The organism is Halomonas sp. TP35, assembly GCF_052375975.1.
GTDB classification, from domain to species: domain Bacteria; phylum Pseudomonadota; class Gammaproteobacteria; order Pseudomonadales; family Halomonadaceae; genus Vreelandella; species Vreelandella citrativorans.
In genome coordinates this window covers 538,687-558,543 of record NZ_JBQSUZ010000001.1, presented here as the reverse complement: position 1 = coordinate 558,543, position 19,857 = coordinate 538,687, and the positions used below count along the sequence as shown (strand labels likewise).

General features: G+C 55.7%; 19 protein-coding genes. 11 read left to right on the top strand and 8 right to left on the bottom strand.

Translation table 11 applies throughout. From position 1 onward, the window contains the following. Positions 1-66: 66 nt before the first annotated feature. On the top strand, positions 67-1,185 hold the full coding sequence (locus ACT3RU_RS02570) for an alkene reductase (RefSeq protein WP_192528243.1): 1,119 nt from the start codon (positions 67-69) through the stop codon (positions 1,183-1,185). 162 nt (positions 1,186-1,347) lie between these two features. Continuing rightward, positions 1,348-1,953, top strand: a complete 606-nt coding sequence (locus tag ACT3RU_RS02565) for a cell division protein ZipA C-terminal FtsZ-binding domain-containing protein (RefSeq protein WP_192528244.1) — start codon at positions 1,348-1,350, stop codon at positions 1,951-1,953. A 42-nt stretch (positions 1,954-1,995) separates the two neighbouring features. On the opposite strand, the gene ACT3RU_RS02560 is transcribed toward ACT3RU_RS02565, so the two are convergent. Beyond that, positions 1,996-3,585 carry an ABC-F family ATPase gene (locus ACT3RU_RS02560; protein ID WP_192528245.1) on the bottom strand — a complete coding sequence of 530 codons (1,590 nt, stop codon included), beginning with the start codon at positions 3,583-3,585 and terminating at the stop codon, positions 1,996-1,998. Between the two features lie 83 nt (positions 3,586-3,668). After that, entirely contained in the window at positions 3,669-4,532 is an 864-nt protein-coding gene (locus tag ACT3RU_RS02555; protein ID WP_192528246.1) for a sirohydrochlorin chelatase, read from the bottom strand. Between the two features lie 85 nt (positions 4,533-4,617). Between ACT3RU_RS02555 and ACT3RU_RS02550 the strand changes: the two genes are divergently transcribed. After that, positions 4,618-5,211 carry a gamma-glutamylcyclotransferase gene (locus tag ACT3RU_RS02550; RefSeq protein ID WP_192528247.1) on the top strand — a complete coding sequence of 198 codons (594 nt, stop codon included), beginning with the start codon at positions 4,618-4,620 and terminating at the stop codon, positions 5,209-5,211. A 23-nt stretch (positions 5,212-5,234) separates the two neighbouring features. Here ACT3RU_RS02550 and ACT3RU_RS02545 read toward each other — a convergent pair whose 3' ends face one another. Both ACT3RU_RS02545 and ACT3RU_RS02540 read right to left on the bottom strand, forming a co-directional pair. Next, positions 5,235-5,762, bottom strand: a complete 528-nt coding sequence (locus ACT3RU_RS02545) for an HPP family protein (protein WP_087110917.1) — start codon at positions 5,760-5,762, stop codon at positions 5,235-5,237. 175 nt (positions 5,763-5,937) lie between these two features. Continuing rightward, the gene (locus ACT3RU_RS02540; RefSeq protein ID WP_192528248.1) at positions 5,938-6,231 is read right to left on the bottom strand and encodes a hypothetical protein; all 294 of its coding nucleotides are present in this window, start codon (positions 6,229-6,231) and stop codon (positions 5,938-5,940) included. A 245-nt stretch (positions 6,232-6,476) separates the two neighbouring features. Here ACT3RU_RS02540 and ACT3RU_RS02535 point away from each other — a divergent pair, with 245 nt between their 5' ends. From ACT3RU_RS02535 to madM, 5 genes are all read left to right on the top strand, one after another. Further along, complete coding sequence (locus tag ACT3RU_RS02535) at positions 6,477-7,238, top strand: SDR family NAD(P)-dependent oxidoreductase (protein WP_483392494.1); 762 nt, start codon at positions 6,477-6,479, stop codon at positions 7,236-7,238. A gap of 316 nt (positions 7,239-7,554) precedes the next feature. Further along, on the top strand, positions 7,555-8,892 hold the full coding sequence (locus ACT3RU_RS02530; RefSeq protein WP_444621584.1) for a malonyl-CoA decarboxylase: 1,338 nt from the start codon (positions 7,555-7,557) through the stop codon (positions 8,890-8,892). Positions 8,893-8,927: 35 nt separating this feature from the next. Then, a complete protein-coding gene (locus ACT3RU_RS02525; RefSeq protein WP_444621585.1) occupies positions 8,928-10,463 on the top strand; it encodes a malonate--CoA ligase in 1,536 nt (511 codons plus the stop codon). Between the two features lie 89 nt (positions 10,464-10,552). Then, positions 10,553-11,023, top strand: coding sequence for a malonate transporter subunit MadL (gene madL, locus ACT3RU_RS02520; RefSeq protein WP_087110906.1), 471 nt, complete (start codon positions 10,553-10,555; stop codon positions 11,021-11,023). A 15-nt stretch (positions 11,024-11,038) separates the two neighbouring features. Next, positions 11,039-11,800: a malonate transporter subunit MadM gene (gene madM, locus ACT3RU_RS02515; RefSeq protein WP_172117866.1), complete on the top strand. Its 762-nt coding sequence runs from the start codon at positions 11,039-11,041 to the stop codon at positions 11,798-11,800. 8 nt (positions 11,801-11,808) lie between these two features. Here madM and ACT3RU_RS02510 read toward each other — a convergent pair whose 3' ends face one another. The 4 genes from ACT3RU_RS02510 to ACT3RU_RS02495 form a co-directional block, all read right to left on the bottom strand. After that, on the bottom strand, positions 11,809-13,506 hold the full coding sequence (locus ACT3RU_RS02510) for an ABC transporter permease (RefSeq protein WP_444621586.1): 1,698 nt from the start codon (positions 13,504-13,506) through the stop codon (positions 11,809-11,811). After that, entirely contained in the window at positions 13,506-14,489 is a 984-nt protein-coding gene (locus ACT3RU_RS02505) for an ABC transporter substrate-binding protein (protein WP_444621587.1), read from the bottom strand. The genes ACT3RU_RS02510 and ACT3RU_RS02505 overlap by 1 nt, the downstream gene beginning before the upstream one ends. Positions 14,490-14,518: 29 nt before the next feature. After that, complete coding sequence (locus tag ACT3RU_RS02500; protein ID WP_444621588.1) at positions 14,519-15,610, bottom strand: ABC transporter ATP-binding protein; 1,092 nt, start codon at positions 15,608-15,610, stop codon at positions 14,519-14,521. Positions 15,611-15,681: 71 nt separating this feature from the next. Then, positions 15,682-16,572: a LysR family transcriptional regulator ArgP gene (locus ACT3RU_RS02495; RefSeq protein WP_444621589.1), complete on the bottom strand. Its 891-nt coding sequence runs from the start codon at positions 16,570-16,572 to the stop codon at positions 15,682-15,684. Positions 16,573-16,666: 94 nt separating this feature from the next. Here ACT3RU_RS02495 and ACT3RU_RS02490 point away from each other — a divergent pair, with 94 nt between their 5' ends. The 3 genes from ACT3RU_RS02490 (at position 16,667) to ACT3RU_RS02480 (ending at position 19,830) form a co-directional block, all read left to right on the top strand. Further along, positions 16,667-17,269 (top strand): LysE/ArgO family amino acid transporter, encoded by a 603-nt coding sequence (locus ACT3RU_RS02490; RefSeq protein ID WP_444621590.1) that lies wholly within the window; start codon positions 16,667-16,669, stop codon positions 17,267-17,269. A gap of 280 nt (positions 17,270-17,549) precedes the next feature. Beyond that, positions 17,550-17,714 carry a hemin uptake protein HemP gene (hemP, locus tag ACT3RU_RS02485; protein WP_444621591.1) on the top strand — a complete coding sequence of 55 codons (165 nt, stop codon included), beginning with the start codon at positions 17,550-17,552 and terminating at the stop codon, positions 17,712-17,714. Positions 17,715-17,835: 121 nt separating this feature from the next. Further along, positions 17,836-19,830 (top strand): TonB-dependent receptor domain-containing protein, encoded by a 1,995-nt coding sequence (locus tag ACT3RU_RS02480; RefSeq protein ID WP_444621592.1) that lies wholly within the window; start codon positions 17,836-17,838, stop codon positions 19,828-19,830. The last annotated feature ends 27 nt before the right edge of the window (positions 19,831-19,857 follow it).

Below are 19,857 nucleotides of genomic sequence, written 5' to 3'. Positions count from 1 at the left end.
GCTTACTAGTAAACTGGTCTATTCTGTCATCACTTTGAAGCAGTGCACGCAACAGGAGTTAGCTGAATGGCATTTGAAGCACTTTTTACCCCGGCCCAACTCGGTAGTCTGTCGATTCCTAACCGCGTCATCATGGCGCCGCTCACTCGCGCACGCACACCGGATAGCGTGCCTGGCAAACTGCAGCAAGCCTACTATGGGCAGCGGGCTGGTTCAGGCCTGATTATTAGTGAAGCAACCAATATCTCTCCCACTGCCCGTGGTTACGTCTACACCCCAGGCATTTGGACCGATGAGCAGGAAGCGGGCTGGAAGGAGGTCGTCAACACGGTGCATGCCAAAGGTGGCCGAATTGCTCTGCAACTTTGGCACGTTGGGCGTGTTTCCCACGAGATGGTGCAACCCAATGGCGAACAGCCGGTCGCGCCCAGTGCGCTTAAAGGTGAAGGCGCCCAGTGTTTTGTTGAGTTTGAAGACGGTAGCGCAGGCCAGCACCCCACCAGCACACCGCGCGCGCTGGAAACCGACGAGATCCCCGGCATTGTGGATGACTACCGCCAAGCGGCGGTGCGTGCCAAGCGTGCGGGTTTCGACATGATCGAAGTGCACGCGGCCAATGCGTATTTGCTGAATCAGTTCCTGGCCACCGGCACTAACCAGCGTACCGACCAATACGGTGGCTCGCTGGAAAACCGTGCGCGCTTCCCGCTGGAAGTGGTCGATGCCGTTGTTGGCGTATTTGGCGCTGACCGAGTTGGCATTCGTATGACGCCGTTTATCGAGCTGTTTGGATTAACCGACGACGAGCCTGAAGCGATGGCGCTCTATATGGCGGATCAGCTTTCCAAGCGTGGCCTTGCCTATTTGCATCTTAACGAGCCTAACTGGGCCGGTGGCGACATTCAGTTCCCTGACGGTTTTCGCGAGCAGATGCGTGAGCGCTTTAGCGGCAGCCTGATCTACTGCGGTAACTATAACGCCGAACGTGCCGAGGCCCTGCTCGATTCAGGTAATGCGGAAGCCGCCGCCTTTGGCCGTCCGTATATCGCCAATCCCGACCTGGCTGAGCGTTTTTATAAGAACTCACCATTGAATGAGCCTGATCACGCCACCTTCTACGGTGGCGACGAGAAAGGCTATACCGATTACCCATTTATGGATAACGGTTATGATCGTATTGGTTAATATGCCGACGTAAATTGCGTGTTCATAACAGCAAAAAGCACCACTTGTGTGGTGCTTTTTGCATATATCTTAGTGCTAGAACGCTGTTAATATACAAATTCTGGTTACCAGTTCACTTAAACGTCATAACTACCGCTGCTTTTTAAACAGGTTTGAATGCCGATGGATAATAATAACACCACTGTATTACTACTTTCTGTGGCCTCATTGCTACTGGCTGGCATTGCTACCGCTATTTTTATCTACATTGTGGTGCCTTGGCATAAGCGTCGGCGCGCCCGCGCTATCGCACGCAAAATAGCGGCTAAAGCCGCCGCAACCCCGCCAACGCCTGAACCTATCGTTGAGCCAGAAGCAGCAGCTAAGCCCGCCCAAACGTTTAAACAGCATTCGCTGTTTATTCTTTTTAATCAGCCGGGAGAGAGTACTGACCAGCGTTTGGCCGAGTGGCTGAAAAGCCATAATGCCCAGTACGATTCGCTCAAGCACGTGTTTTTGATTAGTGGCCAACAGCCTGCCAACCCCATCACCGTCACGAATGCTTTTTTGCCGGGTGAGCTGCCCGACTTGTACCGGGATGAGCAAGGCACTGAAGCGGTTCGGGGTATCAGCTTGATCGTTAAACCACCGCTGCACAAACGCCGTAATCAGCAGATGCACGTGTATGTGGAGCTTGCCAAAGAAGTAGGCAGCCTTTTAAACGCGGATGTATTGGATATCCACCACCAGCCGGTAACGGAAGCGACCTACGCCACCATTATCGGCTGATGAGTTCACGCTCAATACCTTAGCCGTTGATGAGTGCGCTGTTTACACCACGCCCTGGCTGCGCAGGTAATCGTCATAGCTGCCGCTGAAGTCGACAATGCCGTCGGGCTGCATATCGATAATACGTGTGGCGAGCGACGACACGAACTCGCGGTCGTGGCTGACAAACATCAGCGTACCAGGATAGTTTTCCAGCGCCAGGTTTAGCGCCTCAATGGACTCCATATCCAGGTGGTTGGTCGGCTCATCCATCAGCAGTACATTGGGGTTGGTCAGGGTTAACTTGCCAAACAGCATGCGCCCCTGCTCACCACCGGAAATGACCTTGATGGACTTTCCAATATCGTCGCTTGAGAACAGCATGCGCCCCAGCGCGCCGCGTACGACCTGCTCGCCACCCTGGGTCCACTGTCCCATCCACTCGAAGAGTGTCATATCGACGGCAAAGTCGTCGGCATGATCCTGGGCAAAGACGCCTACTTCGGCCGCATCGGTCCACTTCACTTCGCCTTTATCGGGGCGCAGATCACCTGCCAGGGTTTTCAGCAGGGTCGTTTTGCCTATACCGTTGGGGCCGATGATCGCAATACGCTCACCGGCTTCGACGGTCATGGAGAAGCGCTCAAACAGCGGCGCACCGTCATCGTAGCCTTTGGTAATCGCGTCAACATTGACCGCATTACGGTGAATCTTCTTGTTCTGGTCAAAGCGGATAAACGGACTTACCCGGCTGGAAGGCTTGATGTCTTCGAGCTTGATTTTATCGATCTGGCGCGCCCGCGAGGTGGCCTGCTTGGCTTTCGAGGCGTTCGCCGAAAAGCGGCTAACAAACTGTTGAAGCTCAGCAATCTGGGCTTTTTTCTTGGCGTTATCCGAGTGCTGACGCTCACGCGCGGCAGTTGCTGCCGTCATGTAGTCGTCATAGTTACCCGGGAACAGAGTGATCTCACCATAATCCAGGTCCGCCATATGCGTACATACGCTGTTCAGGAAGTGGCGGTCGTGAGAGATGATAATCATGGTGCTGTTACGCGCCGTCAGAATATCTTCCAGCCAACGGATCGTGTTGATATCCAGGTGGTTGGTAGGCTCGTCGAGCAGCAATACATCAGGGTCTGAAAAGAGTGCCTGGGCAAGCAGCACGCGCAGCTTCCAACCGGGAGCCACTTCACTCATTGGGCCGGTATGCTGCTCAATGGGAATCCCCAAGCCCAGAAGCAGCTCACCGGCACGGGATTCGGCAGTGTAGCCATCCAGCTCAGCGAAGCGTACTTCCAGGTCGGCCACGGCCATACCGTCTTCTTCGCTCATTTCCGGCAGGCTGTAGATGCGTTCGCGTTCCGCTGCAACCTTCCAAAGCTCGGTATTGCCCATGATCACAGTGTCGATGACCCGCTCATTCTCATAGGCGAACTGGTCCTGGCGCAGCTTGCCCAACCGCGTGCTGTTATCCAGCATGACCTGGCCGGAGGTTGGCTCAAGCTCGCCACCCAGAATCTTCATAAAGGTCGACTTGCCGCAACCGTTAGCGCCAATCAGCCCGTAGCGATTGCCGTTGTTGAATTTGACGGAGACGTTCTCGAACAGAGGCTTGGCCCCGAACTGCATGGTGATATTGGCGGTTGCGATCAAGATGGTGACCCTGGTTAGCGGAGTAATTGCGCGTACAAAGGCTCGCGATTCTACGCGCTCTTGGGCAACGTTACACCCTTCGCCTAACGCAGCGTGTTATCGGGCGCGGGTAGTTCCAGCAGAAAGCGTTGCCCATCAAGCGCTTGGCATAGCCGAGAGTGCAAAATTTCGACAATACCGGAATGTTCACCGACCAGCCTTGTGGTCGCAACACTAAGCGTAGGGTGACGCTGCTGAGCGTCCTGGCAAATCTCGGCAATATCACCCTCTTCCCCAGCATGCCTGCCCGGCGAGAGAAACAGCATCGCCAGAACGACCGGCCTATCGTGAAAATCGGGGTTATCCAGCAGGTTTTCCAACAACGGCTCGTTAAAGCGATACGCCTCACCCTCACGCCGTTCCATGGACGCCGCGGCCACGCAGGCAACCTCATCCGCTAACAGCACACTCAACTGCCCAGCCAGCCGATTGCGCACGGCAGTCACTTCAGGGATAGGGCTGCCGTGGTCGACAAGCGCAATCCGGGGGGGCGTGCCATTAAGATGCTCGCGTACGTTGTCAGCCAACAGCCTGGCCAGCCGCAGATCGTTATCCCCCCGTTCGTCCACCAACGGCTGGGCAACTCGCACACTCACGTTAGGAAAGCGCGCTTGTAGGGTCGCCATACGTTCGGGTAGATAGCCGGTCAAGGCCTTGCTTGGCCCAAAAAAGAACGGCAAAACGATGATCTCTGTAGCCCCTTGCTCAGCGCTGCACTCGGCAGCTGGCCCAAGGGTAAGTGCGGGAATACCCTCCAGTTCATCAGCCGGGATTTTATGGGAGTGAAGCAGTGACGCGGCGTGCACCGTCTCACCTGCCTGTTGGCTGAGCAGAGCCGCTACACGGCGTAAATTGCGGGTGGCGGCCGGGCGTAATGAGCCATTATCGACCAGAAAAATAGCGCGCATGAGTGCTCCAGGGGAGAGTGCCCGATCATGTTACCATGGCATTTTAAACGACATTTTTTATAACCATGTAGAGTTTGTTGGGCCCATGTTGATCGATACTACTGCCATCAACCAGCAGCGCCACTGCTTCGATGCAGATGCGGAAATCTGGATTTTCGGGTACGGATCGCTGATCTGGAAAGCGGATTTTCCCTTCCTGGAAAAACGCAGTGCTTATATTACCGGTTGGGAGCGCCGCTTCTGGCAGGGTTCGCATGATCACCGTGGCACGCTGGAAGCGCCTGGTCGCGTTGTCACCCTCACGCCTGTCCCAGGGGCTATTTGCCACGGCATGGCCTACCGCATTACTCCCGAGACATTAGCACCGTTGGATCATCGTGAGAAAAATGGCTACTTGCGCGAGTTAACGCCCCTGTTTTTTACGGACAATTTTACAGATAACGATTCAAGCACTAACGAGGGTGATCAAACGCAAGGGCTGGTGTATTTGGCAACCGACGATAATCCCGCCTTTCTAGGCCCAGCGCCGCTTGATGATATGGCCCGCCAGATTGCTCACGCGTCTGGCCCTAGCGGCCCCAACCGTGACTACCTGGTTAACCTGGCCCAGGCACTGCGGCATTTAAACGTCGATGATGCGCATATTTTCGCGTTGGAGCAGCAGTTAAACCGCCTTTAGTTGCACTATCAATCGTACGGACACTACCAATAGCGCGGATAGCGGCGATGGCGTGCCAGGTTATTAACCAAAATTGCGATCGCCAGCATCACCACGCTGCCCATACCAATAGGGAGCAGCGGGTACCACCAGCCCAGATTATGCACACTGGCACCGCCACCTACCGCAATAAGCGCCGCCGCAGCGCCGGGCGGATGCACCGTATGGGTTAATTGCATAATCAGAATGGAAAGCGATACCGAAAGCGCCATGGAAAGAGGCGTTGCGCCCAAGAGCTGGTAACAGCCCACCCCAATACACGCTGACAGGACACTGCCAAACAGCACATGGCTGGGCTGCGCAAACGGGCTTTCCGGTGCGGCATAGATCAGTACCGACGTTGCCCCAAACGAACCCACAATCAGCAGCTGCTGGGAAAGCCATGCCGAGCTTAACCAGCAAATCACCGCCATACCGGTAAATGCGCCCACCCATGACCATACAGCATCCTGCCAACCTACCCGATTGCGCTGAATACGTTCGCCCCGCATTTTGCCAAGATACGTTTTCATCTCGCTCTCATTGCACTAAAGAAGTGCGAAATGATGGCAAATTGCACCAAATAGGCAAATGATAAATGGTCATAGCGTTATGAATGCGTTTCAAAACATTATCGGGCGGACTGATTAACGCCATCAATACAGATACTTAGCAAGCTTACTTGCATCATCATTATGATGACGCTAATCACATAATGAGCCAAGAAAGAATAAATAGCGCCAGTAAAATCCGTACAATGGCGCCAAACAGCGATCCGCGTAACAGCGCTTGCACACCACCCCACAATAGATAAAGCCCTATGATTAACACCAGAAGGCTAAAAAATGACGCGTTGATCCCCAGCGAACGACTGAGCCCATCGACAAACTCTTCAAGGGCACCGAAGAAGTTGGTAAAAATAGCCAATAGGAACTCAACCACTGTACGAATTACATCGCCGATGGTTTCCCCCACCCTGTCAAAAAAACCGTTTGCCTGCATGCAATGTCCCCAAACGTAACCATCGTGTTGGTTGGCATTGTCAGCTAAAACCCAGCAACGAGCAAAATAATGCGCTCGGCACGTGCACATGCCAACGACGTTGAGCCGCTGACAGCGCCCTTATCTGACGCGAAGATACAGAGCAAAATAGCCATCAGGCCACCATTAAGCCTTCAAGAAGCCAAGCAAAACAGGCTACATTAGGGCTGAATCTATTGTGTCCGCCCAATAAAGGAGTCTTCGCAATGCCCAGCGTTTTAATTACCGGTGCAACGTCCGGCTTTGGTAAGGCCGCCGCCCAGCGTTTTGCAAAAGCAGGCTGGTCATTGATTTTGACTGGCCGCCGGGAAGAGCGCTTGAAAGCGCTTGAGAGCGAGCTTTCACAACAGGTGCCGGTATTAACCCTGACACTTGATGTACGCGATAGCGACGCGGTCACCAACGCTATCAGCAATTTACCTGAGCGCTTTTTGCCGCTCACCTGCTTGATCAATAATGCAGGCTTGGCACTGGCGCCCGAGCCTGCGCAGCAGGTCGACCTCAACGACTGGCATACCATGATTGATACCAACATCACCGGGCTGGTCAACGTCACTCACGCCGCGATGCCACTGCTACTGGCGCATGGTAAAGGTGCCAGCATCTTGAATCTTGGTTCTGTGGCAGGCCAGTGGCCTTACCCTGGCGGCCATGTATACGGCGCCTCCAAAGCGTTTGTTCAACAGTTTAGCTACAACTTGCGCTGCGATTTATTAGGCACTGGCGTACGGGTTACCGACCTTGCCCCGGGCCTGGCGGAAACCGAATTCACCCTGGTACGCACGAAAGGCAATCAGGAAGCCTCCGATGCACTGTATCGCGGTACTACGCCGCTTCAGGCCGAAGACATTGCCGAGCAGCTCTACTATCTCGCCACACTGCCCGCGCATATTAATATTAATCGCTTGGAAATCATGCCCGTGCGCCAGGCATGGTCGCCGCTTAATGTTGACCGCGACCCTGAATAACGTCTCAACCCGTTAACACGCGTCTGCTTTTTATGCTGCTGCACGGGTGATACAACGCTTCTCCTTCACCAGTATTCACTCGTACAGCAGCCCTTTATTAGGCTTCTCTGCCTGTCCTTTTTTGCTGGCTAACCCGCTATTCTCACGCGCTTTTCTCCAAGCCTTCACCTTATGTCTACCCCTGCCACGCTTGACCTAAATATTTTAAACCTCTATTTGTTATATATAACAAGGCGCCTAATAAATTTCTCTACGCCGTCAAGCGTGCCCTGCCAAGGGACCGCCCATCCAGAGGTCGATGTGCATGAATGTGAACATGACGTTTCTTCAAGGGCTACTCTCCAATATCAGTACGCGTACACGTCTCTTGGGTAACGCGTCTAACACCGCACAAAGCAGTGGTGCGCACTTGCAAGCTCTCTCATCAGCCTGTGCAACGCTGATGGAGCGTGGCGGTGAAGCCTCCCAGATAATGACCGCCCAGCGTGCGCTCACTCATTATCAGCAGTTGGCGCCTGAAGAGAGACTGGCGTTCTTTTCGCTGCTGGCCAGCGACTATTCCGCTGAGCCTAGCGCCATCCATAGCGCCTACAAAGCGTACTGTGCGTCGGAGGATAACGCCGCGCTGGAACAACTGTTTAACGCTTGTGAACCGCGTCGTCAGGATTTATTGCGCCGTTTGAACCTTTGCCCAGGCGGCACCTTCGAGCTGGTCAAGATGCGTGCCGACTTGCTCAAGCAATTGCGCCATACGCCAGAGCTTGCCGCGCTCAACAGCGACTTCTCGCATCTGTTTAATTCCTGGTTTAACCGGGGGTTTCTGGTGCTGGAAAGCATCGACTGGAATACGCCCGCCGCCGTGTTGGAAAAGCTCATTCAATACGAGGCGGTGCATGCCATCAGCGACTGGCGCGACCTGCGCCGCCGCCTTGATCCAGATGATCGCCGCTGTTACGCCTTTTTCCACCCGGCCACCGGCGACGAGCCGCTTATTTTTGTGGAAGTGGCGCTTTGTAAAGGTATCCCCGACAACGTTCAGCGTATTTTGGAACATGGCGAAGAAGTGCCGCTGGAGGTAGCCGACACTGCGGTGTTCTACAGCATCAGCAACTGTCAGGCAGGACTTAAAGGGGTGTCGTTCGGCAACTTTTTGATCAAGCAAGTCGTACAGGAGCTTAGCCGCGAGCTGCCGCAGTTGAAGAACTTTGTCACGCTTTCGCCGGTACCCGGTTTCGCCGACTGGCTCGCCGAGCAGCGTGCCTCGCAGTCACTGGTACTGCCAGAGACGCTAGGCACCTTTTTACAGGACCATGAAGCAACCGAGCTGCCCGCCGCCGCGCATAAAGAGTTCATGCGCCTGGCCGCCTATTACTTAACCGAGGCCAAGCACCGTAGTGGCCAACCGCTCAATCCGGTCGCGCGTTTTCATTTAGGCAATGGTGCCAGCCTTCATCGGCTGAATTGGCTGGGTGACACCTCATCCAAAGGTCTGCAACAGGCCCACGGCCTGATGGTTAACTACCTCTATCAGTTGGAGCGTATTGAGCAAAACCACGAAGCCTATACTCGCAACCATAGCGTGGTATGTGCCAATGACATTCGCCGTTTAGCCAATCAGGCAGGCCAGTATTTCAACAGTGAAGCGAACGCCTAACAGCGAGCGCTTTGGATAATAAAAAGGACCCTTTCATGAACCACAATCTTTATCTCAAGTTCTATCCGCATTTTGAACGTCAGCCCAATAAGGTGCTGATGGATACGCTCAACGGCAAGCGCTACCGGTACAGCGATGTTCTCGCTACCAGTCGAAGAATGGCCAGTACCCTGATTGAGCTGGGCGTTTCACCGGGCGACCGAGTGGCCGTACAGGTCGACAAAAGCCCTGAGATCGTGATGCTGTATCTTGCCTGCCTTCAGGTCGGCGCGGTGTATTTGCCACTGAATACCGCCTATACCGACAGCGAAATCGCCTACTTTCTGGAAGATGCCGAGCCACACGTTTATGTTTGCCGCCCAGAGGTGCTGCAACATGCCCGCGCTATCGCCAGCGGCGTTGCCCATGTAGAAAGCCTGGGCACCAACGCCGACGGCAGCCTGATGGAGAAGGTCGACAAGGCCTCCGAAACCGAGCAGGTGTGTGAGGTATCGGCCGACGACCTGGCGGCCATCCTGTACACCTCGGGTACCACCGGGCGCTCCAAGGGCGCCATGCTAAGCCACCAGAATCTGGCCTCCAACAGCCAGGCGTTGAGCGAGGCGTGGCACTATTCCGAGCACGATCACCTGATTCATGCCCTACCGATTTTCCATACCCATGGGCTTTTTGTAGCGTGCAACATTACGCTAATTAACGGCGCGTCAATGACGTTCCTACCCAAGTTGGACGTGGATGAGCTGCTTGACCTGATGCCCCATGCCAGCGTGCTAATGGGCGTACCCACTTTCTATACCCGCCTGCTCGCTTCGCCGCGTTTAAACCGCGATGTCGTTGCCAATATGCGCCTGTTTATTTCGGGCTCGGCGCCGCTGCTGGCGGAAACCCATGAAGCGTTTGAAGCACGTACCGGCCACGCCATTCTTGAGCGTTACGGCATGACCGAAACCAACATGAACACCTCCAACCCCTACAATGGCAAGCGTCGGCCCGGCACCGTGGGCAAGCCCTTGCCAGGCGTAGAAGTACGGATTGCCGACCGTGAAAGTGGCGCCGCACTTGCCCAAGGGGAAACCGGCATGGTTGAGCTACGCGGGCCTAACATTTTTCAGGGCTATTGGCGCATGCCCGAAAAGACCAAGGCGGAGTTTCGTGATGACGGCTTTTTCATTACCGGCGATTTAGGCCTGATGGATGACCAAGGCTACCTGAATATCGTGGGCCGCGATAAGGACCTGGTGATCTCCGGCGGCTACAACGTCTACCCGAAAGAGATTGAGCAGTTGATTGATGACCTGCCCGGCGTAATGGAGTCGGCCGTTATTGGTGTGCCTCATAGCGACCTGGGCGAAGGGGTCGTCGCCGTGGTGGTCCCCAGTGCTTCAGACGCCGTTAGCGAAGCACTGGTACTGGCCGCGCTGAAGGACCAGGTAGCACGCTACAAACAGCCCAAGCGGGTTTTCTTTGCCGATGCGCTCCCTCGCAACGTTATGGGCAAAGTGCAGAAGAATCAGTTGCGTGACACCTACGCTGACACCTTTAAAAAGGAGCACACCGCCGCTAACGCTTGATGCTGGATCCCGCGCCGCAGGGGAAGGGCTAAGCCCTGACTGCGGTTAAAGATAGCTCCATACAACAACGATAAAACAGGAAGATTGCCATGGTGATTTACGGAGTTGCCCTGCTCGCAGGGTGTATGTTGGTTGGCCTATGGGCAGGTGATGTGCTGGGCATGCTGCTGGGCGTCAATTCCAACGTAGGCGGCGTCGGCATTGCCATGCTGATGCTGATTTTTCTGGGCGGCTACCTGATGGACAAGGGAAAAATGCCCAGCGGTACCGAAAGCGGCATCACCTTCTGGAACGGCATGTATATCCCCATTGTGGTGGCCATGGCGGCGAGTCAAGATGTTGCCGCTGCCTTTGATGGTGGGATGATCGCGCTCCTGGCAAGCCTGGTGGCCGTTGCCGCAAGCTTTGCATTGGTGCCCTTCCTCACTCGTCTCGGTCATCCGAAATCCTCATCCACGACAGCGGTTGCGTCTGCTTCAAGCGCCAGTAAGGCCAGTAAGTCTCGGGTCAAAACCTCTTCATCTTCTCCGGCGTCTGCGCGCACGCGCACGGCCCGCTAACCTGAGGCTATCGTTATGATTGAATCGTTCGTCACTCAGCTCGAAAAACAGCACCTAATCGCCGCCTTTGCGCTGGTAGGCGGTGCAATGTATATCTCTTATCTGGTCAGCGACAAGCTGACCAAGGGCCGCGTTCACGGCTCAGCCATTGCGATTATGGTGGGCCTCGCGCTCGCTTATTTTGGCGGCGTTCATACCGGCGGTAGCCGTGGGCTTGCCGATATCAGCCTGTTTGCAGGGCTTGGGCTAATGGGTGGCGGGATGCTGCGCGACCTGGCCATCATCGCCACAGCTTACGGGGTGCGCTTTCAGGAAATTCGTGCAGCGGGAATCAGCGGTATCATCGCGCTGTTTTTGGGCGTCATTGTGTCCTTCGTGGCGGGTGTGGCCGTGGCTTACGCATTTGGCTATCGGGACCCGGTCTCGCTCACCACCATTGGTGCCGGTACCGTCACCTACATTGTTGGCCCCATTGCCGGCGCCTCCATTGGCGCCTCTTCCGACATTATTGCGCTTTCGATTGCAGCAGGCCTTTTCAAATCGATTCTGGTGATGGTGCTGACCCCCATCGCTGCCCGCCATATCGGTCTGGACAACCCGCGCTCTGCGATGATCTTCGGTGGCTTGATGGGCACCACTAGTGGCGTGGCGGCAGGCCTTGCTGCCACCGACCCGAAACTGGTGCCTTATGGTGCCATGACGGCCACTTTCTATACCGGGCTGGGCGCACTGCTTGCCCCTTCAGTGCTGTACCTTGCTGTGCGCGCCGTTTTTTAAAGGCGTATCTAGCTGGCGATGGGCAACCGTTTGCGGCTGAAGGCCGTTAGCCCGACCAATAGTGCCGTGGTGGTAAAAATCGCCACGGCGCTCATCGCCATTCCCACTCCCGGTGAGCCCTGCTCGAATTGTCCAAATACGAATGTCGATACGGTGCTCATGCCTGCCGGCGCCACCATCAGTGATGCCACCAGCTCTCTAGAAGCGATGGCAAACACCAGCAGCATGGATACCAGAAGACTCGGCGCCAGCGCCGGCAGCAAGATACGCCGAAACGTCGTGACAAACCCGGCACCACACACTCTGGCAGCCGCTTCCAGGCTCTCCCCCATCTGCCGGAAAGTCGCACTGGCATAGCGCACAGGGTAAGGAAGCAGCAGACACGCATACGCCAGCAGCAGCATCGCCCCGGTGTTGTACACCTGAATGGGCCAATGGCTCTGGTTCCACGCCAGAATCAAACCTACTGCGACAACGACCCCAGGCAGGGTGTTGGGCAGCAACGACAGTAAATCGAGCAGCCCTTTGCCACGTACTTGAGCGCGCACCACCATATAGCCAACCAGGGCTCCCAATACGCCTGTGAGCAAAGCGGCGCCAACGGCCAGGCTCAAACTTGTCCCCAATGCCTGCATGGCACCGCCACGATTGGCAAACAGCGCCTCGAAGTGGCGTAGCGACAGGTTATCCAGCGTAAGTCCGCCCGACAGCGTTCCCGTCAGCGCTGTCGCCAATACGGCCAGCAGGGGAACGGCAACCGAGATAAACGCCACGGCTGTAAAAAGCACTAAGGTCGGCCACTTCCATTTTCCAAGCTCGGCGCGCTCCCCCGTCGCTGGCTTGCCGGTCTGGCTGATAAACGAACGCCGCGTTACCAGCCAGTGCTGGACGTAGAAGGCGGCCATCGCCAGCATCACAAGCAACAGTGACAGCACGGCGGCACCGGGGATATCGATTGGCCAGTCGGAAAAGCGCTGATGAATCCCGGTCACTAAAACGTGATAGCCCGCCTGAGCGCCCAGCGTGGCTGGCGTGCCGAACTCCTCAATCGTGAGTGCAAAAACCAGCAGTAGGCTGGCCGCAATACCGGGCGTCGAGAGTGGCAGAGTGACGCGCCAAAGCGCCTGCCATTTGCCCGCGCCACAAACGCGGGCAGCCGACGCGTAACGCCCGCCCACGCTCATCATGGTGCGCGAAACGGCAAAATAGACCACGGGAAAGACGTTCAGCACCATCACGAACACAATGCCGTAGAAAGAGAACAGAAAATGGCTCGCGTCGATACCCATTAACTGCTGCGCATAGCCGCGCGGCTGAAGCGTCAACATCCAGGAAAGCGCTGCGATATACGGCGGAATCATAAACGGAATCAGAAAAATCAGATCCCAAATAGCGCCGCCCGGCACACGGGTAAGCGCCCGCAGCGCGCCAAGCGGTATGGCCAACACGGCACAGACCAAGACCACGGCAAGGCCCAGACGCAGCGTATTGCCCAGCAGTTTAAGCAGTGCAGGGTCGACAAGCGTTGGCACGAACAGTGTAAAAGCACCAGAGAGATCACCGCGCGACCATAGCGGAAAGATGGCCTGCAAAACGATATACAGTAGCGGCAAGCCCACTAATAAAAGCAGTATCAGCACCGTGAGCAACAGCACGATACCTGCCCCGTCCAAACGAGGCAGGTTGAGGGCTTTGATCGATTTCATCACCCGCCCGTCAGCTCACGAAAGCGTTCCAGAATGACGTCACGCTGCTCGTTCATTGCTTCGCTATCGATATCAATCAGCGTCAGTTCATTCAGCGTCGGGCGCTGTGCTTCGATATCACTACGTGCTGGCATCAGGTAGCTTTCAGCAACCCGCTGCTGGCCTTGATCAGAGAGCACGTAATCGATGAACTGCTCGGCCTCATGTTGCATAGCGCTGGATTCGAGAATCATCATCGGGCGCGGCGCGATAACCGTACCACTTTCGGGGAAAATGACCTCAATCGCCTCGCCGCTTTCCTGTTGGGTAAGCGCAATATAGTCGACGGCGCCAAACACAACAGACTTGGCGCCCTGCAATACGGGGTTCAGCGCGCGAGCATTAGGCCCGGGCACCACCATACCGTTGTCCATCAGTGCTTCCAGCAGCGACCACGTTGCGTCTTCTCCCGTCGCTGTCAAAAGGCCGGCCACCAGCTCAAAAGCGGCCCCCGACTGAGCGGGATCAGGCATAGTTACCTGGTCGGCGTAAACCGGGTCAGCCAGATCAGACCAGTCGCTGGGTGGCGGCGTATCACTATTTTGGTTCCAGACCAGCGACAGCGCCGAAACGCCCTGGGCGACGTAGTCATCCGCCTGCAGGAAATCAGGCACAGTGGCCGCATTAGAAGATCGATAAGCGTGCAAGAGACCATCTTCCGAAAGCGACGTAGCGCTATCCCAAGAAGCAGAAATGACGACATCTGCCAACGGATTGGCACGCTCGGCTTCCAACCGGGCCATTACCTGGCCTGTCGTACTTTGAAACACATTCACATCGATATTGGTTTGCTCGGTAAAATCGGCCGCCAGACGTTCAATCAGCGAGTTCGGCCCTGCCGAGTAGACCGTCAACGCCTGAGCATGAGCTTGACTACCCAGACTAAAAATTGCGGCGCCCGTAAGCGACACCAGCCCAGAGCGGGAAAGCAATCGAGAAAGCATGCGACATTCCTTATAGTGGGATAAATGTGTTAGCAAAGCTCCGCAGCATGCAGAGGGGAACAGGAAAGCGCCTCGCCAGTGGGTAGCCAGGCGCGTAGTGATGTGACGTCTACCGTCAGGCCAACGGATTCCGGTGGCACCAGCGTGCCATGTACGCGCAGTTTTATATGGGTATGTTGATTAAGCGACAGCGTTAGTGCGGTGTGGTCGCCCTGAAACAGCCGACCTTTTACCTTGGCAATCACATCAGCCTGAGTTGGCGACGTCAGTGTAAGTGCCCGGCGAGGTAGCAGAAGGCGTGCCAGGCCGGTGTAATCACGGTGAGCCATGACGCGTAACGTTTGGCCAGCAACATGAAAGCCATCTGCATCGAAGTGTCCATCAAGCACCGCACCGGCATCGATAAACGCGGCAATCGAGGGGGTAGCGGGCGCTTGATAAAGCGCTTCCGGGGAGGCCACCTGTTGCAAACGCCCCTCTTGCAACACTGCCACCTCATCGGCCAGAGCAAAGGCTTCGTGCTGATCGTGGGTGACAAACACGGCCGTCAGGGCGAGCTCTTCAATTAGGGCTCGGATTTCCAGTACCAGATTGTCGCGAAGCCCTTTATCCAGATTGGAGAGCGGCTCATCCATTAGCAAAAGCCTGGGCTTGGCCACGATGGCGCGTGCCAGCGCAACGCGCTGCTGCTGCCCGCCGGAGAGCGACCCCGGCTGGCGGTCGGCATAGTCGCCAAGGCCGACCAGCGACAGCGCCCAGGCTACCTGTTCTTCGCGCGCTTTGGGGTTAACGCCTTGCATTTCCAGAGGAAACGCTACGTTTTGCGCCACGCTCATATGCGGCCAGAGTGCATAATCCTGAAAGACCATGCCGAGCTTTCGATCGTTGGGGCTCAAATGACGCTGAGGCTGAGCCACAAGCTGCCCATTCAGGGAAATATGCCCGCTATCGATGCCGGTTAGCCCAGCGATACAGCGCAGTAATGTCGTTTTACCACAGCCGGAGGGGCCTAGCAGGGCCAGCACTTTGCCGCTCGATAGGTGAAGGTCGATACCATCCAGCGCTTTTTTATCACCAAACGATTTATGCAAACCTTCAATAGCAAGCGCAGGAATGGGCATAGGGTTAGCACCGTCATCAAAGGAAACTATCCTAACCAAAAATGATGACAGTCGTTTGACAGCGCTAGTGATTATAAAATCGGCACCAGCGCCTCTTTTGCTTCACGGCAAAGGTGGTGCGTTAACCCGGTTAGCAGGCGGCCTCCACTGCGCCAATAGTGCCAATAAAGGGGCACCTTAATGGCGCGCCCCGGCATCAGTTCCACCAGTGTACCTTTGGTCAATTCATCACGTACCTGAAGCTCTGGCACCATCCCCCAACCGAGACCGCTCTCCATTAGCCGTACAAAGCCTTCGGAAGAGGGGCACAGGTGGTAATCGAACCCACCCGTTACGCCAAGTTCTGCCAAAAATCGATGCTGTAGCTGATCATCGGTTCCGAACACAATCGCGGGTACGCGGCCTAACGCCTGGGCAGTGATACCGCTTGCCAAGTAGCGCTGAATAAAGGCAGGGCTTGCCACGGCAAGATAAGGCATGGCACCTAACGCTACGCTATTGGCACCCGCAACCGGGCGTTCGGCGGCACAGACACATCCTGCTACTTCACCAGCGCGCATGCGCTTTAGTCCTACCTCTTGGTCCTCCACCACCAGCTCCAGCAGCACGTTCTGGTTGGTACAGAAATCCCCTACCGCTGATGCCCACCACGTCGCCAGGCTATCGGCGTTAATCGCCAGGCGCAGGCGTTCCGGTACGGCCTCGCTTAATACCGGCACCTGACCCTTTAAGTCGCGTTCAAGTAAGCGCACCTGCTGCACATGGTTAAGCAGTTGGCGTCCTACCTCGGTGGGCGCAGGCGGTGTGGCACGCACCAGAACGGGCTGACCAATACGCGCTTCAAGCAGCTTGATTCGCTGGGAGATAGCTGACTGCGATAACCCCAGCACCTGCGCGCCTCGCTCAAAACCACCCTGCTCTATGACGGCGGCCAACGCCGCCAATAATTTGTAATCCAGCAATCACTTTTCCTAATGAGACATCAGCATTATTCGTTTTTCTTATACAGGTAATCTCTGCACACTGGCCAGCGATATTCATAACAGGAAAGAGAGCATGTGGCAGAGTTACAGCAACGGCCTGCTGGTTGGGATGGGGTTAATCATGGCGATTGGCGCTCAAAATGCGTTTGTGCTTTCGCAAAGCCTGCGCCGCGAACATCATATTCCGGTCGCTCTGCTGTGCATTGTTTGCGATGCCGTGCTGGTGACCGCAGGCGTGTTTGGTTTGGCGAATCTGCTGGCTCAAAATCCCCTTCTATTAGCCATTGCTCGCTGGGGCGGGACTGCATTTCTGCTTTGGTACGCAAGTCAGGCACTACGCCGTGCCTGGCGCCCTAACGGACTTGAGGCAGGCGGTACGCCGCCACGCTCTCTTACTGCGGTCATACTGGCGACACTTGCGGTAACGCTGCTCAACCCGCATGTTTATATTGATACCGTATTGCTGATCGGCTCACTCGGTGCTCAGCAACCTATTCCCGGCGCCTATGCCATGGGGGCTGCCAGTGGCTCAGCACTCTGGTTTACTGCCTTGGCACTAGGCGCTGCCTGGCTGGCGCCTTGGCTGTCACGCCCTCTTACCTGGCGGCTAATCGATATTGGGGTTGCGATGATGATGTCGACAGTTGCCATCCAACTGATGATAAGTGGTTTGTAGCCCCTTCATACAATAAGTATCTGTGAAGTTTTAACGCAGGTTAATACTATTTCTACAATAAAACGTTTAACCACGTACCAACTGATTTTCAATTTAAAGCTTAAGGAAACTGGCAGAAGCCAACGTTAACAAAAAAGCGGGGTAACTCCGCACGATTCCCATTTTGATCTCTGCCTGCCCTGGTTTGGCCTTAGCCAACCCATAGTCGATGCTTGAGTTAACGCAAGCAGGCTGATATCTTATCGATAATAACTATCATTAGCATAGGGAATTTCATCTCATGTACAGCATGGAAAAAAGCACTTCGCGGGAGAAAACACCGCCACCACGTGAAGTGGAAAGTCGAGAGCTACTGGGGTCAGAAGGCCAGTTGGTGATTCATCACGAAAACCGGCGCTATCTGCTACGTTTTACCAAAAGCGGAAAACTTATTTTAACGGCTTAACAACTGACCGTTACGCCCCCTTAGCATTTGCTATTAGTACGTCCCAAGCTTAATGCCAGCCAGGTAGCCGACGCACCCAGCCAGCACCTATTACCTTCTTCTTGCTGGAATGGTCTGGCCCATGAAACGCGCTTACTCGCTTTGCCCGCTTTATCTTACGTTTTGCCCTCTATTGGTAGCACCTGCCTTGGCGCAACCAGAGATTGAGCCTCACTCCTTTGATCCTGTCACTGTCACCGGTACACGAGCGCCCACGGATCTTTCCCGTGCCCCACTCATCATCGATATTATTGAGCGCGATGATGCTGTGTTGGCCACCGCAAGTCGAGTGGAAGACATACTAAGCCGTCAGCCTGGCCTACACGTTGCAGGACAAGGGCGCCGCAACGGCCAAACGCTGAGCCTGCGTGGCTTTGGCCGTGAGGGCGTACTGGTCCGCCTGGATGGTGTTCGGCAAGATATTTCCACGGGTCATATCGGTAACTTTTTCCTTGATCCCGCCTTGATTCAAAATGTCCAGATTGCTCGCGGAGCGCTCTCTAGCCTTTACGGTAGTAACGCGATGGGCGGTGTGGTTAGTTTTAACAGCGTAGATGCCGATGACCTGCTTGCGCCCGACGAGGAAAGCGGTGTACGGCTTTCTGTCGGTGGCGCAAGCGCCAGTGACGAGTTACGTGGCAGCCTTACCGCTTTTGGTCGTCGTGATACATCAAGTGGCCGCGTCGATGGTCTTCTATCCATAGGCCGTAGCAAGTCCGGTGATATTCGTCGCGCCGGTGGCGAGATGGCCGATGAAGATGCCTCGCTCAACAGCCTGTTACTAAAAGGTGGCTGGCAGCCGGATGACGACCAGCGGGTGTTTGTTAGCTGGCAACATTACGACGAGCACACCACCCAACCCGCTAATCCGCAACAGCGCTCTACAGATGCCAGCAACCCACTGCGCGACCGCGACGTTCAGAGCAACAATGTGCAGCTCGGCCACCGCTGGCAGCCAGATGCGGCTACCGAGATCACCTCACGACTCACCTTTAGCCAGCAAGATATTGATGAGCCAAGGGCCAGCCGCACTCTGGAGCATGCGGGGCTGCAAAGCGACGGCTATCACCGAATGGAGCATGGCTGGCTTTCTCAAACGCTGGTATTTGGTGCTGAACTGGAGCAGGCCCGCCAACGTCCTGAAGGCGATGCGAATGGTTTCCCACATGCCAACATTGATACGCAAGCAGCCTACCTGGATACAACGCTCACCGCCGGCCGTTACCTGACGGAGGGCGGCGCGGGAGCATTCGACATTGGGCTAGGCGCCCGCTATGACCGTTACGATGCCACCGGCCAAGGCGAGGCCAACAGCGTACATGACCAGATTTCCCCACGTTTTCGCGTTGCCTGGCGGCCCGACGACGCATTGATGCTATTTACCGGATACGCCGAGGCTTTCCGCGCCCCGAGCCTTTCTGAGTTATATGCTAATGAACGCCACTTTGCGGGTTTCTGTGCCGGGCCGTTCTTCTGTACGCCCGACAACTATTGGATACCCAACCCGGATCTTGTCCCTGAAACCAGTCATACCTGGGAGAGCGGCGTGGTTTGGCATCAGGGAGATTGGCAAGTGCGTGCCAGCTACTTTGATACCCGTGCCAATGACTTTATCGACACTCAGGTCGATATTATGGCAGGCACCACTCAAGCCGTGAACGTTCAGCGCGCCCAGCTGTGGGGCTATGATGCCCGCGTTTTCTGGCAGCCCAGCGCTTTTTCTTTCCTTACCAGTTTTGCAGGCCTTTCCGAGGTCTCCGGCAAAGACCGCGACACCAGCGCGCCGCTAGGCAATCAAACACCGCTGGAAGCGACCTTAGGCAGTGATATTGCACTGTACAACGGTAATGTTCGCTTGGGCTGGCAAGGTCGGTTTGCCCGTAATTTCGACAAACAAGGCGATGACGAGCGCTTGCCAGGCTACGGGCTACACGATGTACACCTGGCCTGGCGCCTCACTCCCGCCATTGATACCTCGCTACGCCTGGCCAACCTGGGCGATAAAGTGTGGTACCGCCCCGATGGCAGCTTAGGCGATGGGCGCAGCCTGTTCGCCACCCTCAACTGGCAGTGGTAATGCCACACCATGCACCCGATGGAGGTG

Bases quoted from the DNA above. Each gene is read 5' to 3' on its own strand.
- ACT3RU_RS02570 (WP_192528243.1), top strand. From the start codon at position 67: ATGGCATTTGAAGCACTTTTTACCCCGGCCCAACTCGGTAGTCTGTCG.
- ACT3RU_RS02565 (WP_192528244.1), top strand. From the start codon at position 1,348: ATGGATAATAATAACACCACTGTATTACTACTTTCTGTGGCCTCATTG.
- ACT3RU_RS02500 (WP_444621588.1), bottom strand. From the start codon at position 15,610: ATGCCCATTCCTGCGCTTGCTATTGAAGGTTTGCATAAATCGTTTGGT.
- ACT3RU_RS02535 (WP_483392494.1), top strand. From the start codon at position 6,477: ATGCCCAGCGTTTTAATTACCGGTGCAACGTCCGGCTTTGGTAAGGCC.
- madM (WP_172117866.1), top strand. From the start codon at position 11,039: ATGATTGAATCGTTCGTCACTCAGCTCGAAAAACAGCACCTAATCGCC.
- ACT3RU_RS02540 (WP_192528248.1), bottom strand. From the start codon at position 6,231: ATGCAGGCAAACGGTTTTTTTGACAGGGTGGGGGAAACCATCGGCGAT.
- ACT3RU_RS02525 (WP_444621585.1), top strand. From the start codon at position 8,928: ATGAACCACAATCTTTATCTCAAGTTCTATCCGCATTTTGAACGTCAG.
- ACT3RU_RS02480 (WP_444621592.1), top strand. From the start codon at position 17,836: ATGAAACGCGCTTACTCGCTTTGCCCGCTTTATCTTACGTTTTGCCCT.
- ACT3RU_RS02550 (WP_192528247.1), top strand. From the start codon at position 4,618: ATGTTGATCGATACTACTGCCATCAACCAGCAGCGCCACTGCTTCGAT.
- madL (WP_087110906.1), top strand. From the start codon at position 10,553: ATGGTGATTTACGGAGTTGCCCTGCTCGCAGGGTGTATGTTGGTTGGC.
- ACT3RU_RS02545 (WP_087110917.1), bottom strand. From the start codon at position 5,762: ATGAAAACGTATCTTGGCAAAATGCGGGGCGAACGTATTCAGCGCAAT.
- ACT3RU_RS02505 (WP_444621587.1), bottom strand. From the start codon at position 14,489: ATGCTTTCTCGATTGCTTTCCCGCTCTGGGCTGGTGTCGCTTACGGGC.
- ACT3RU_RS02555 (WP_192528246.1), bottom strand. From the start codon at position 4,532: ATGCGCGCTATTTTTCTGGTCGATAATGGCTCATTACGCCCGGCCGCC.
- ACT3RU_RS02510 (WP_444621586.1), bottom strand. From the start codon at position 13,506: ATGAAATCGATCAAAGCCCTCAACCTGCCTCGTTTGGACGGGGCAGGT.
- ACT3RU_RS02490 (WP_444621590.1), top strand. From the start codon at position 16,667: ATGTGGCAGAGTTACAGCAACGGCCTGCTGGTTGGGATGGGGTTAATC.
- ACT3RU_RS02530 (WP_444621584.1), top strand. From the start codon at position 7,555: ATGACGTTTCTTCAAGGGCTACTCTCCAATATCAGTACGCGTACACGT.
- hemP (WP_444621591.1), top strand. From the start codon at position 17,550: ATGTACAGCATGGAAAAAAGCACTTCGCGGGAGAAAACACCGCCACCA.